General features: G+C 73.1%; 10 protein-coding genes and 1 riboswitch. Of the genes, 3 read left to right on the top strand and 7 right to left on the bottom strand.

The annotated features are described in order from the left end of the window. Window position 1: 1 nt before the first annotated feature. The 3 genes from E1212_RS24475 to E1212_RS24465 all read right to left on the bottom strand — a co-directional run bounded on the left by E1212_RS24475 (window position 2) and on the right by E1212_RS24465 (window position 3,201). Window positions 2–1,018, bottom strand: coding sequence for a FecCD family ABC transporter permease (locus tag E1212_RS24475; protein WP_131987372.1), 1,017 nt, complete (start codon window positions 1,016–1,018; stop codon window positions 2–4). A gap of 50 nt (window positions 1,019–1,068) precedes the next feature. After that, complete coding sequence (locus E1212_RS24470) at window positions 1,069–2,019, bottom strand: ABC transporter substrate-binding protein (protein ID WP_476702854.1); 951 nt, start codon at window positions 2,017–2,019, stop codon at window positions 1,069–1,071. Window positions 2,020–2,126: 107 nt separating this feature from the next. Then, window positions 2,127–2,271, bottom strand: a riboswitch (cobalamin riboswitch). Window positions 2,272–2,292: 21 nt separating this feature from the next. Further along, window positions 2,293–3,201 carry a sigma-70 family RNA polymerase sigma factor gene (locus E1212_RS24465; RefSeq protein ID WP_131987334.1) on the bottom strand — a complete coding sequence of 303 codons (909 nt, stop codon included), beginning with the start codon at window positions 3,199–3,201 and terminating at the stop codon, window positions 2,293–2,295. A gap of 495 nt (window positions 3,202–3,696) precedes the next feature. On the opposite strand from E1212_RS24465, the gene E1212_RS24460 reads away from it, so the two are divergent. Further along, on the top strand, window positions 3,697–4,014 hold the full coding sequence (locus tag E1212_RS24460) for a MerR family transcriptional regulator (RefSeq protein WP_131987332.1): 318 nt from the start codon (window positions 3,697–3,699) through the stop codon (window positions 4,012–4,014). Between the two features lie 159 nt (window positions 4,015–4,173). Here the strand turns inward: E1212_RS24460 and E1212_RS24455 are convergent, their stop codons facing one another. From E1212_RS24455 to E1212_RS24445, 3 genes are read right to left on the bottom strand one after another with little or no spacing between them, the layout of a single operon-like run. Continuing rightward, on the bottom strand, window positions 4,174–7,047 hold the full coding sequence (locus E1212_RS24455) for an FAD-binding and (Fe-S)-binding domain-containing protein (protein WP_131987330.1): 2,874 nt from the start codon (window positions 7,045–7,047) through the stop codon (window positions 4,174–4,176). 19 nt (window positions 7,048–7,066) lie between these two features. Then, a complete protein-coding gene (locus E1212_RS24450; protein WP_131987368.1) occupies window positions 7,067–8,011 on the bottom strand; it encodes a D-2-hydroxyacid dehydrogenase family protein in 945 nt (314 codons plus the stop codon). A gap of 11 nt (window positions 8,012–8,022) precedes the next feature. After that, entirely contained in the window at window positions 8,023–8,889 is an 867-nt protein-coding gene (locus tag E1212_RS24445; RefSeq protein ID WP_131987328.1) for a fumarylacetoacetate hydrolase family protein, read from the bottom strand. Window positions 8,890–9,048: 159 nt separating this feature from the next. Between E1212_RS24445 and E1212_RS24440 the strand changes: the two genes are divergently transcribed. Beyond that, on the top strand, window positions 9,049–11,316 hold the full coding sequence (locus E1212_RS24440) for a hypothetical protein (RefSeq protein ID WP_131987326.1): 2,268 nt from the start codon (window positions 9,049–9,051) through the stop codon (window positions 11,314–11,316). Here the strand turns inward: E1212_RS24440 and E1212_RS24435 are convergent. Continuing rightward, complete coding sequence (locus tag E1212_RS24435; RefSeq protein WP_131987324.1) at window positions 11,301–11,684, bottom strand: winged helix-turn-helix transcriptional regulator; 384 nt, start codon at window positions 11,682–11,684, stop codon at window positions 11,301–11,303. The two genes, E1212_RS24440 and E1212_RS24435, sit on opposite strands and share 16 nt — an antisense overlap. Window positions 11,685–11,749: 65 nt before the next feature. On the opposite strand from E1212_RS24435, the gene E1212_RS24430 reads away from it, so the two are divergent. Next, a partial coding sequence (locus tag E1212_RS24430; protein WP_131987322.1) for an LLM class flavin-dependent oxidoreductase occupies window positions 11,750–13,096 on the top strand: 1,347 nt, incomplete at its 3' end.

The following is a 13,096-nucleotide window of genomic DNA, read 5'->3' as shown; positions in this document are numbered from 1 at the left end:
GTCACCAGGTCCTCCGGGCACTGCGCAGCACCAGCGTGAAGAACGGAGCGCCGACGAACGCCGTCACCACGCCCACCGGCAGCTCGCCGGGCGAGACGACGGTGCGGGCGACGAGGTCGGCCACCACCAGGAACGTCGCCCCCAGCGCGGCCGCGAGGGGCAGCACGATGCGGTACGACGAGCCGGCCAGCATGCGCACGATGTGCGGGACGACGATGCCGACGAACCCGATGAGCCCGCTGACCGACACCGCCGCCGCCGTGCCGAGCGTGGCCGCCAGCACCACGACCAGCCGGACCCGCGCCGCCGGGACGCCCAGCGTGCCGGCCTCGTCGGGCCCCACGCTGAGGACGTCGAGCAGCCGCCGGTGCGCCAGCAGCACCGCGGCCGAGACCGCGATGTACGGCAGCACCGTGAGCACCTCGTCCCAGCCGGCGGTGAGCAGCCGGCCGAGGATCCAGCCGTACACCTCGCGCAGCGAGTCGACGTTGCGCTGGTTGACGAAGGTCTGCACGGCGGTGAGGAAGGCCGCGACCGCGACGCCGGCCAGGATCAGCGAGTTCGTGCTGCGCCCGCCGACGCCCCGGCCCAGCGCATACGTGGCGGCGACGCCCAGCACGCCGCCGGCGAACGCGGCCAGCGGGACCAGCACGCGGTTGCCGCCGGAGACGATCGCGAACGTCGCACCGAGCCCGGCCCCGGCCGCCACGCCCAGCAGGTACGGGTCGGCCAGCGGGTTGCGGAACACGCCCTGGTAGCCGGCCCCGGCCAGCGCCAGCATGGCGCCGACCACGAGCCCCAGCACCACCCGAGGCGCGCGCAACTGCCAGAGCACGGCGGCCTGGCGGTCGTCGAGGCCGCCGTCGAGGTGCACGCCCGGCACGAGGCCGACGATCTCGGTGAGCACCCCGCGCAGCGGCAGCCCGGCCGGGCCCACCGTGAGGCCGAGCAGGACCGCCGCCAGCAGGATCGCGAGCGACGCGACGAGCCAGCGCCGGGGCAGCCGGACCGGCCGCAGCGCGTGCGCTGCGGTGTCCGGCCCGGTCGCGGCGGCGCTGCTCACGGGTGTCACTGGACCGACGCGAGCGCCGTCCGCTCCTCGACGACCAGCCGCAGGAAGTCGACCACGCGCGGACCCCACCGGCTGGCGATGTCCGGGTCGACCTCGACGATGCGGTCCTGCTGGACGGCGGCGATCTGGTCCCAGCCCGGCCGCGCCGCGATGTCCTCGGCCACGACACCGCCGGCGCCGCCGTCGGCGAAGAAGATGACGTCGGGGTTCGCGGTGACGAGGAACTCCGGCGACAGCTGCGGGTAGCCGCCCGCGGCGTCGGGCGCCTCGTCGGCGACGTTGGTGAAGCCCGCCATGCCGTACAGGGCGCCGATGAACGTGCTGCTGGTGACGGTGTACAGGTTCGGGTCGAGCTCGTGGAAGTACGTCACCGGCTCGGCGTCGGCCGGCACCTCGGCCAGCAGCTCGTCGATGTCGGTCCGCATCTGCCCGGCGACCTCGGCGGCGTCGCCGACGTGCCCGGTGACGGCGCCCAGCTGCTCGAGCTGCGTGTAGGTGTCGTCGATGGTGACGGCCGGCGCCAGGATGATCGCCGGCACGCCCACCTCGGACAGGCTGGAGACCAGGTCGCCCGGGTCGGACGACGCGATGACGAGGTCGGGCGCGTAGCCGACGATCGCCTCGACGTTCGGCTCGAAGCCGGAGAGGTCCGTGGTGGGTGCCTCGGCCGGGTAGTTCGAGTACGAGTCGGCGGCGACGATCGCGTCACCGGCGCCGATGGCGAACAGCATCTCGGTGGCCGTGGGCGACAGCGAGACGATCTGCTGCGGCCGCTCGGTGATCTCGACCGGGCCGTTCGCGGTCTCGACGGTGACGGGGAAGGCCTCCTCGCCGCCACCGCCCGCGGAGGGATCCGACGACGCGGACGGCGAGTCGCCGCCCGAGGCGGTGGTGTCGCCGTCGTCGTCGCCGCAGGCCACGAGGACGAGCGGGAGCGCGGCCGCCAGCAGGGCGATCCGCGCAGGACGGATGGTTCTCAACGTGCGCCTCCTTCACGACGGTAAAGGGGCGCGGATGGCGGGGCGCCATCTCGCGAACCGCCCTTCTACCGAGGACGAATCCGAGCCACGAGGCTGGCGACCTGACTCGTCCGTCCGCGGTGGCGGGCGGCTTCACAGTTGCGGGACAGCGCCGGAATCGAACCGGACTTCGCAGACACTCGTCGCACCCGGGCCGCAGCCCGGGCATTCGCGATCCTATCGCCTCCGGCAGGCACGCGGTCACCCGCGCAGCAGCGTGACCTCCAGCTCCGCGATGGCCGCGGGGTCGCCGACCATGTCGATGGCGGTGATGCGGTCGCCCTCGAAGGTGAACCGGAACAGCGCCCGCGGCGTCTCGCCGGGCACCCACGCGCCGGCGGGGACGCCGTCGACCAGGACGGTCTCGGCATGCTGAGCCCGGCCCGAGAACACGCCCGCGACGGCCTCGGAGCCGCGCAGCAGCCGGACCAGCTCCGGCGCGCCCTTGTCGCAGCCGGCGGCGGCGTTGTCGATCGCGACCTGGTCGGCGCGGAGCACGACGCCGGGGTCGAGCAGGGCGAGCAGGTCCTCGAACCGGCCGTTGCGCGACGCGGCGAGGAACGCGTCGACGACGAGCCGCTGCCGGGCCGGGTCGGCGCCGGACGACGGGCGGCCCGTGCCCTGGATGCGGCGACGGGCCCGGCTGGCCAGCTGCCGGGTGGCGGCGGGCGAGCGGTCGAGGATCACCGCGATCTCGTCGAACGGCACCGCGAACAGGTCGTGCAGGACGAACGCCAGCCGCTCGGCCGGCGCCAGCGAGTCGAGCACCACGAGCAGCGCCGGCCCGACGGCGTCGGCCAGGATCGCCTCGCCCTCGGGGTCGGGGGCGGCGTCGTCGGCCGTGACCGCGGCGCTGCCGCCGTCGTCGAGCGGGTCCTCGCGCCGCGACGTCCGCGAGCGCAGCATGTCGAGCGCGACCCGCGACACCACCGTCGTCAGCCAGCCGGCGAGGTTCTGCACGTCGCTGGTGTCGGTGCGGCTGAGCCGGAGCCAGGACTCCTGCACGGCGTCGTCGGCCTCGGTGTCCGAGCCGAGCATCCGGTAGGCCACGGCACGCAGCCGCGGCCGGTTCTCCTCGAACCGCTGTGCCAGCCAGTCGTCGTCGCGCATCGCGTCACATTCTCCCCGGTAGGTCCGTCACCTGCCTGACGGATGCCAGGCAACGAATGTGACGAGGAGGCTCCCCTCGAGGCGTCTGCGCCGGCACCTCGAACGCGCAGAACAGAAATTCTCCGGTCACGGAGGTAGACATTCTCGGCCCACCATGGTTAACCTGTTTCTCGTTCCAGGAGAGAGAAGTTGGATCGCTCGGGGCAGAAGCGACGCGCCTCGGGAGTGCACGGCAAAACATCTGGAGAGGACAGGGGAGGGATACGCCGTCGATCGCCCGCTCCGGCTGTGATCTCGCCGAGTGGTTACCGCAGTCCCATCTGTCCTGAACAGGAGGTGGTCTCCGGTCACGCATACGCGATCTCCGCTACGCCGCCGCTCTGGTCGGCACTGCGGATGAGAACCGACACGACGTCGGTTCGATGGTGTTGATACCCGACCCAGGGGGCCCCGGTGCGAACGGCACCGGGGCCCCCACTAGGGCGTGGAGCAGCGATGACATCAGATTCTCAGACACCGGCCGAGAGGGTCGACGACGAGAACTACCCGGCCTACACGATGGGCCGTGCGGCCGAGATCCTGAACGTGACCCCCGGGTTCCTGCGTCGCCTGGATGAGGCGGGGTTGATCGACCCGCAACGGTCCGCCGGCGGCCATCGCCGCTACTCCCGTCACCAGCTGTGGCTGGCCGGCCGCGCCCGAGATCTCCTCGACGAGGGCCTCAGCCTGGACGCCGCCTGCCGCATCATCGGTCTCGAAGACCAGCTCCAAGAGGCCCGGGCTCACCGGCCCGACGGACCCGACGACGCCTAGGGTGTGTCTCCCAAGTCTCGGCCGTAGCGAGCGGCGTCCAGGCGGATGCCTCGCAAGGCCGAGGAGGGAGTCATAGCGGGGTTCTATGACGACCGACGAGAACGCAGCGAGGCGCCGCCTGGGCGTCGCGCAGTAGGCCATGGACTTGGGAGACACACCCTAGTCACCCGCCGCGGCGCCGCGAACCAGCAGCTCGGCCAGGTGCAGGCCACGTACCCCGGCCAGCTGGTCGGCCTGGGTCCGGCACGACAGCCCGTCGGCCAGCAGGACGGTCCCCGGCTTGGCCTCGCGCAGGGCCGGGAGCAGCGCGTTCTCGGCTACGGCGACCGACACCTCGTAGTGGCCGCGCTCCATGCCGAAGTTGCCGGCCAGGCCGCAGCAGCCGGCCAGCACGGTGATCGTCGCCCCCAGATCGCGCAGCAGCGCCTCGTCCGGCCCGAAGCCCAGGACCGAGTGGTGGTGGCAGTGCGGCTGGACGACGACCTCGACGCCGGTGAGGTCCGGACGCTCCCACCGCTCGGGTCCGGCCGCCGTCAGCAGCTCGGCCAGGGTCACGGTTCCGGCGGCGACGGCGCCGGCCTGCGGGTCCGCGGGGAGCAGCTCGGTGAGGTCGCCGCGCAGCACGGCGGTGCACGACGGCTCCAGCCCGACGATCGGGACGCCGTGCTCGGCGTACGGCGCGAGCGCGGCGACCAGCGCCGTCAGCTGCGACCGCGCGCCGCGCAGCTGGCCCGTCGTGATCCAGGTCAGGCCGCAGCACACACCCGGCGGCGGAGTCAGCACCTCGTAGCCGGCCGACTCCAGCAGCTCCACCGCAGCGACCCCGATGGACGGCGACATGAGGTCGGTGAAGGTGTCGACCCAGAGCAGTACGCGCGGACGCTGGTACCTGGTCCCCGCCCCGTGAGGGAGGGCCCCCACCCTACGGGCGGGCACCGACACCCGGCGCTTCCACCAACGGTGGAAGGTCAGCGGCGCGAACCGCGGGATCGACCGGCGCGGGTCCATGCCGCCGAGGCGCAGCGCCAGCCGTTCCAGCGGGCGGACGGCGACCAGCGCGTTCAGCGGCCTGGCGAACCGCGACGCCAGCCGGGCCCAGCGCGGCAGCCGGCCCAGCGTGTAGTGCGTCAGCGGCCGGCGCCGGCCGTGGTAGGCGCGATGCAGCACCTCGGACTTGTAGGTGGCCATGTCGACGCCGGCCGGGCAGTCGGTGGAGCAGGCCTTGCAGGACAGGCAGAGGTCCAGCGCCTCGTGCACCTCGGGCGCCCGCCAGTCGCGCTCGACCAGCGACCCGTTCAGCATCTCCTGGAGCACCCGGGCCCGGCCGCGGGTCGACGTCGTCTCGTCGCCCACCGCCAGGAACGACGGGCACATGAAGCCGCCGGTCGAGGTGTGGTCGGCCCGGCACTTGCCGACGCCGACGCACCGGTGCACGGCGTTGGTGACGTCGCCGCCGTCGTGCGCGAACGCGAACCCTCCCGCGACGGCCGGGGTGGGCAGGGCGGCCGGCCGGCGCAGGTCGCGGTCCAACGGCGCCGGCCGCACGACGATCTCGGGGTTGAGCACGTCATCGGCGTCGAACAGCGCCTTGAACCGCCCGAACACCCCGATCATCCGCTCGGAGTACAGATACGGCAGCAGCTCGCCGCGGGCCCGGCCGTCGCCGTGCTCGCCGGACATCGAGCCGCCGTAGCTGCCGATCAGCTCCGCCGCGTCGGTCATCAGCGAGCGCAGCTCCACACCGCCGGTGTGCAGCGGCACGTCGACGCGCACGTGCACGCAGCCGTCGCCGAAGTGGCCGAACGGCGACCCCGCCAGCCCGTGCCGCTCCAGCAGGACGTCGAGGTCGCGCAGATAGGCACCCAGATGCTCGGTGGGAACGGCGGCGTCCTCGAGCCCGGGCCAGGCCTGCTTCCCGGCGAGCGTCCGCCCGGCCAGCCCGGCGCCGTCCTCGCGGATGCGCCAGATGGCCCGGGCCTCGGGACCGTCGGGCAGCACCCGGACACCGGTGGCGCCGGCCGCCCGCGCGTCGACGGCCAGCCGGTCGGCCCGCTCGCGCGCGTCGCCGGGGTCCACCCCGCCGACCTCGACCATCAGCCAGCCGCCGCCGCCGGGCAGCGCGGGTACGGCGCCGGGACCGCGGATGACCCGGACGGTCTCGAGGATGCGCCGGTCCAGCCCTTCGACGGCCATGGGCCGGTGCGGGAGCAGGCCCAGGACGGCGTCGGCCGCGGCGGGCATGTCCGGGTAGCCGAGCACGACCAGCACCGGTTGCCGTGGCACCTCGACCAGCCGCAGCGCCGCCCTGAGCACGACGCCGCAGGTGCCCTCGGTGCCGACCAGCGCCTTGGCGAGGTCGTGGCCGTTCTCGGGCAGCAGGTGCTCCAGCGAGTAGCCGGAGATCTGCCGCCCGAACCGGCCCAGCTCGGTGCGGATGACGTCGAGATTGCCCGTGACCAGCTCGGACAGGCCGGCAACGGCGTCGAGGTCGCGGCCCGCGGTGAACCGGCGGCCGTTGCCGTCGAGGACGTCGAGCTCGAGCACGTTGTCGGCGGTGCGGCCGTACGCCAGCGCGCGGTGGCCGCAGGCGTTGTTGCCGATCATGCCGCCGATGGTGCAGCGCGACCACGTCGACGGGTCGGGGCCGAACCGCAGCCCGTGCGGCCCGGCCAGCCTCTGCAGCGACCCGAGGACGACGCCGGGCTCGACGACCGCGACCCGCTCCTCGGGATCGAACCGCTCGATCCGGTCCAGGTGGGCGGAGAGGTCCATGACGATGCCCGGCCCGACGGCGTTGCCGGCCACCGAGGTGCCGCCGCCGCGCGCCGTCACGGGAACGCCGAGCGACCGGGCCACCTCGACCACGCCGGCCACCTCGTCGGCGTCGTGCGGGAACACGACGACCCGCGGGACCACGCGGTAGTTGGAGGCGTCGGTGGAGTACTCCGCCCGGCGCAGCGCCGACGCGTCGACCTCGCGCAGGCCGTGAGCCCGGAGCGCCGAGGCGAGCTCGGCGGCGTCGTCCGGCTCCATGCCTCGCATGCTATGACCGTCAGAGCACGCGCAGCGAAGCGCCGTCGAGAAACGCCCTGATGTCCTCGACCACCTCGCCGTAGAACACGCGGTAGCCCCGGCCGGTCACGTATCCCAGGTGTGGCGTCAGCAGGGTCCGCGGGGCCCGGCGCACCCAGTGGTCCGCCGGCAGCGGCTCGACGTCGTACACGTCCAGGCCCGCCCCCGCGATGCGGCCCTCCTCGAGGGCCTCGCGCAGCGCCGCCTGGTCGATCAGCGCTCCGCGCGACGTGTTGACGAGGAACGCGTCGCGGCGCATGGCCCGCAGCACGGCCCCGTCGACGATGCCGCGGGTGGACTCGGCCAGCACCAGGTGGAGCGTCACGACCTTCGCCGTCGCGAACAGCTCGTCCTTCGCGACGAGCCGGGCGCCGGCCGCCTCGGCCCGCTCCGGGGTGAGGTGGGGGCTCCAGGCCGCCACGTCCATGCCGAACGCCGCGCCCGCCGCCGCGACCCGGGTGCCCAGCCGCCCCAGCCCGACGACGCCGAGGATCTCGCCCGCGAGGTCGTGGCCCACCTGCAGCTGCCAGCCGCCGGCCCGGACCTCGGCATCCTCGGCCGGGAGGTTGCGCGCCAGCCCGAGGATCAGCGCCCAGGTCAGCTCCGCGGTGCCGTACGGGTTGCTGCCGGTGCCGCAGACCACGACACCACGCTCGCGGGCCGCCTCGATGTCGATCGCGGCGTTGCGCATACCGGTCGTCACCAGCAGCCGCAGCCCCGGGAGCCGGTCGAGCACGGCGCGGGGGAACGGGGTGCGCTCGCGCATCGCGACGACCACCTCGAACGGCCTCAACAGCTCCACCAGCCGGTCGGGATCGGCGACGTGGTCACGCACGAACTCCACGTCGGCCTCGGGAAGGCGCCCCGTCCAGTCCGCGTACGTGGCCGCCACGCCCTGGTAGTCGTCGAGCACGGCGACCCGCACTCGTGCTGCCGTCACGGTCGCGTCCCCGCGACGACGGGGTTGACCAGCGGCTCCAGGCCGGAGACCCGGCACTCGGCCAGGTCACCGGCCTTGATCACCACGGCGCCCGGCGTGCCGGTCGAGATGATGTCGCCGGGGTGCAGCGGCATGACCTTGCTGTGGAAGCTCACGAGGAACTGCGGTGAGAACCGCATCCGCTCGACGACGTTCGACCGGTGCGGCTCGCCGTTGAGCACCGTCGTCACCTCGATGCCGGCGAGGCCGGGGCCGTGGGGCTGCGCCTCCAGCGCCTCCGCCAGCGGCACGAGGTGCGGGCCGAACGAGAAGAAGCCGGGGAAGTTCTTCGAGCGGGTGAGGAAGCGGGGGTTGCGCTGCAGGATGTCCTCGGCGGTCTGGTCGAGGATCGCGCACAGACCGAAGACGAAGTCGAGCGCGTCCGCCTCCTCCACGTTGCGGCAGTGGCGGCCGATCACCAGGCCCACCTCGGCCTCGGCGGTGACCCGCTCGCTCTGCTCCGGCAGCGGGATCGGCTCGCCCGGGCCGATGATCGTGTGGTCGCCCTTGATGAACGAGGCCGGCTCGTCCGGCACGACCTCGGCGAGGTCGGTCGCGTGATCCACGTAGTTGAGGCCGATGCCCCAGATCTTCGGCGGGTTCCGGTACGGCGCGGTGTAGGTGACGGCGCCGGCCGGCCGGAAGACCCCCGGGTGCGCCGCCTCGGCCGCCGCCTCGACCTCGCCGGTGCGCTGGTTCGCGATGAGGTGCATGAGGTCGCCGTCCACCCCGGGCAGCAGGTCCGTGACGACGGCCACTCCCTTCGTGGGATGGACGACGGCGGCCGCGGGCACACCGTCGACGAGGATGGACGCGAAGCGCATGGGGCTCCCTTCCGGCGAGACGTTGCGTTGCACCACACTCGCACGACGTTGCACGGGCCGCGGGCGCCGCGTTGACATGGAACCCGGCTCCATCGACCGTCGTCACCGGTAGATCTGCCGGTTCGGTCCGATTCCTCCGCCTCGGGTCAGGAGCCGTCCATGTCCAGATCATCGAGATCGTCCCGTCGCCGCACGCGCGCCTCCGCCGTCGCCACGGCCGCCGTCGTCGTGGGCGCGGTGGCCGCCGTCGCCGTCCAGGGGCCCAGCCCCGGCCAGGCCCACGTTCGTCTGCCCACCGGCCAGACGTTCCACGAGGCCGACGAGGACCACGCGGCCTTCCCGGCCGTGTTCAACGCCGGCGTGACGAGGGCAGACGGCACCCGCGCGCCGCGCCTCTACGTCTCGTACGGCACGGGCAAGGACCTGCCGGGAGTCAACCCGGCCGAGATGCAGGAGTCGGTGGACGAGGGAACTACCTGGACCTCCATCACCGCGCCGCCCAAGTACGGCGTCGTCAACGCCGTCCGGCTCGCCGACGCCGCCGGCACCATCATCACGCTGGAGTACGAGCCGCTCGCCATCTCGTACCCGGCGACCCATGCCGCCGATCCCGTGCCCTCCACTCCCCACAACGAGAACCGCTCGCGGTTCACCCGCTGGACGCGCAGCGCAACGGGGTGGGTTCCGGCCGGGACGGTGACGACGGCGTTCCCCGGATATCCCGCCCCTGAGGTGGTGCGGTTCCAGAAGGGCGTCCTGCTGCAGCCCGACGGCACGACCCTGCTGGCCACGGTGTACGGATCCGACGTGGGCGGCACGTCCTTCACGGGCCTGATGCGCAGCACCGACGACGGCCTGAGCTGGACGCAGATCGCACGGCTCGGTACCGGAGAGATCTTCAGCGAGGCGAACCTCGCGCCGACGTCGGACGGCCGGGTGATGGCATGGATGCGACGCGACACCACCGACGGGAGTTACCTCCCGGATCTCTACTACACGTACTCGGCGAACGAGAACGGCGACGGGCCGTGGTCGACGCCGGTGCTCATGTCGGCAGACACCGGTAACTCGCCCGGCGCGGTGCTGCTGGGCAATGGCGCCGCCGTCCAGGGGTCGGGCCGGCCGGGCAACGTGATCCGGTACAAGTACACAGGCACGTCGGGGTACGCCGACTGGACCGGGCGGACGAACATCTACGACAACACGCCGACCAGCGCCGTCGGCGCGCCGCCGCGGCCGCTGAGCGCACTCGGGTCCAGCGGCACCGTCGCGCTCACGCCCCTGACCGGCAACACCGTGCTGGCCATCGGCGACAACTGCGCCGGCGACTGGGGCTGCCCGACGAGCAACGTCAGCGGTTATCCGCGGGGCACCGGCCAGTCGCTGTGGCAGTCCGTCCTCGAGGTCAACACCGACCAGTGGGGCAAGATCGACCTGCGGTCGAAGTTCGAGCGCGGCGAGATCTCCTACGTCGCCCCGTCCTTCACCACCTACGGGCGCGGCCGCACGTCGCTGGGCGCCTACGCGTTCGACGGCGACGTCCGGGCCGACTCGTCCGTCGTCACGACCAACCGGAGCGTGACGCTGCAGCTCGACCGGGAGTACCTGCTCACCGGGTTCGCCGTCACGGCCCACCTCGCAGGCTCTGCCGACGTGACCATCCAGACGTCGACCGACGGGGTGAACTGGTCGACGCCGGCCCGCGGCGCCCGGGTCGGCAGCCTGCGGCCGCTGACCACGCCGACCGCGGCCCGGTACGTGCGGATCAGCGACCCGAACCTGACGTCGTCGGACGGCTCGTCGTTCCTCCACGAACTGGAGATCTACAGCATGCTCGACGGCTACGAGGCGTCGGTGCCGGGTGCCGAGCCGGTCGGGAACGGCGTCATCGCGTCGACCACGACCGGCGCGACGGTCGTGCCGGCGACCTCCGTCCCGGCCGTCGACGCCGTGTCGTCGCGATTCCTGCGACTCGTCGACCCCGGTGCCTCCGGGCTGGCGCGCATCCAGTGGAACCACGGGACGTCGACGGGCGCGACCTTCGAGTTCCGGGCCCGCGCGACCGGCACCGCGACGAGGACGCTGATCTTCAGCATCCTCGGCACCGACGCGAGCGGCGCCGCCGTCACGCCGTACCACTTCATGCTCGACGCCGTCAGCGGGCGGTTCCGCCACTACGACTCCGCGGCGGGGACGTGGAGCGCGCCGCTGGGCACGGCCGGTGTCGGCTCGTCGTGGTCGTGGAACCGGATCACCGTCGAGGCGACGGCCGGCAGCGCGGTGCTGACGGCCGACGGCACGACCATCGCCACCGTCACGCCGTCGCAGCCGTTCACCACGATGACCGGCAACCAGCTGGGGTCGGGCGGGACGCAACCCACCGGCGACAACTGGCTGATCGACGACGTGGGCTACTCGCGTCCCTGATCCGGCCGCCGATGCGCGCGCTCGTGGTCGTCGAGGCCCCAGGCGACGAGCGGCTGCAGCGCGCGCATCAGGCTCCGGCCGCGCTCCGTGGGCCGGTACTGGATGAGCACCGGGGTGGAGGGGACGACCGTCCGCTCGATCAGGCCCTCGGCCTCGAGCTCCTTCAGCCGCTGGTTGAGCAGGCGGTCGGAGATGCCGTGGACGAGGGCGCGGTACTCGACGAAGCGGGTGGCGCCGCGGACGGCGGCCAGCATGATGCCGGCGCTCCACTTCTTGCCGATGATCTCGATGTACCCCGTGAACAGCCGGCACTTCTCGTCGTCGATGTGCTCGAACCCGGTCTCGGGGAGTCTGGTCTCGAAAGCCACTCACCTATAGTAAGTCGCTAACGTCGGGTTGGCCAAGTGCTGCCGTTCTCCGGAGACTGAGGACTGTGAACTACGGTCACCGTCTCGAGTTCGGCACCTTCATCACCCCCACCCACCAGTCGCCGCAGCAACCCGTGGCACTCGCCCAACTGAGCGAGCAGCTCGGATTCGACGTGGTGACCTTCCAGGACCACCCCTACCAACCGGCGTTCCTCGACACCTGGACGCTGCTCACCTGGGTCGCCGCGCAGACGTCGCGGGTGCGGCTGTCGGCCAACGTGCACAGCATCCCGCTGCGCACGCCCGCCGTCCTCGCGCGCGCCGCGGCCAGCCTCGACCTGCTCTCCGACGGACGGGCCGAGCTCGGCATCGGCGCCGGCGGCTTCTGGGACGCGATCGAGGCCATGGGCGGGCGCCGGCTCACGCCCGGCGAGTCGGTCACCGCGCTGAGCGAGGCCATCGACGTCATCCGTGCCCTGTGGGACGTCGACACCCGCGGCGGCGCCCGGGTCGACGGGCGGTTCTACCGGCTCGACGGCGCCAAGCGTGGCCCGGCGCCGAAGCACCCGATCCCGCTGTGGATCGGCGCACTGAAGCCGCGCATGCTGCGGCTGATCGGTGAGAAGGGCGACGGCTGGCTGCCCAGCCTGCCGTATCTGCAGCCCGGCGACCTGCGCCGCGGCAACGCGATCATCGACGAGGCGGCGGAGGCGGCCGGGCGCGACCCGCGGGAGATCCGGCGGCTGGTGAACATCAGCGGGCGCTTCGCCCCGTCGCGGGGTGGGTTCCTGCAGGGCACCGGCCAGGACTGGGTCGACGACCTGCTCCCGCTGGTCGTCGAGGACGGCGTCGGCACGTTCATCGTCATGGGCGACGACCCGCGGACGCTGCAGCAGTTCGCCGAGGAGGTCATCCCGGGCCTGCGGGCCGCGGTCGACGAGGCGGTGCCGGCGGGCTCGGCAGGGTCGCGGGTGCGCCCTTCGGTCGCGCTGGCGGCGCGGCGGCCCGGGATCGACTACGACGGGGTGCCGCTGTCGCTTCGTGACGGCGCGGTGGAGCCGGGCGACCCGGACTACCGGACGCTCCGCGGCGGCTACCTGCGCGGCGGATCGCCCGGCCTGATCCTGCGACCCGGTTCGACCGAGGAGGTCGTGGAGGCGTTGGAGTACGCCCGGCGCCACCCCGACCTGCCGCTCGGCGTGCGCAGCGGCGGCCACGGCCTGAGCGGACGGTCGACCAACGACGGCGGACTGGTCGTCGACCTCGGCCGGCTCGACTCGGTGACGGTGCTCGACGCCGACGCCCGGCTGGTGCGGGTGGGCGCCGGCGCACGGTGGATGGATGTGGCGACGGCGCTCGCTGCGCACGGCTGGGCGCTGTCGTCCGGCGACTACGGCGGGGTGGGGGTGGGC

This window comes from Jiangella ureilytica, assembly GCF_004348545.1.
GTDB lineage: Bacteria > Actinomycetota > Actinomycetes > Jiangellales > Jiangellaceae > Jiangella > Jiangella ureilytica.
Note: the sequence above shows the minus strand (reverse complement) of the source record. Positions and strands in the feature narration are given on the sequence as shown.

Coding starts and splice junctions, on each gene's coding strand:
- E1212_RS24460 (WP_131987332.1), top strand. CDS start 3,697: ATGACATCAGATTCTCAGACACCGGCCGAGAGGGTCGACGACGAGAAC.
- E1212_RS24445 (WP_131987328.1), bottom strand. CDS start 8,889: ATGCGCTTCGCGTCCATCCTCGTCGACGGTGTGCCCGCGGCCGCCGTC.
- E1212_RS24455 (WP_131987330.1), bottom strand. CDS start 7,047: ATGGAGCCGGACGACGCCGCCGAGCTCGCCTCGGCGCTCCGGGCTCAC.
- E1212_RS24465 (WP_131987334.1), bottom strand. CDS start 3,201: ATGCGCGACGACGACTGGCTGGCACAGCGGTTCGAGGAGAACCGGCCG.
- E1212_RS24440 (WP_131987326.1), top strand. CDS start 9,049: ATGTCCAGATCATCGAGATCGTCCCGTCGCCGCACGCGCGCCTCCGCC.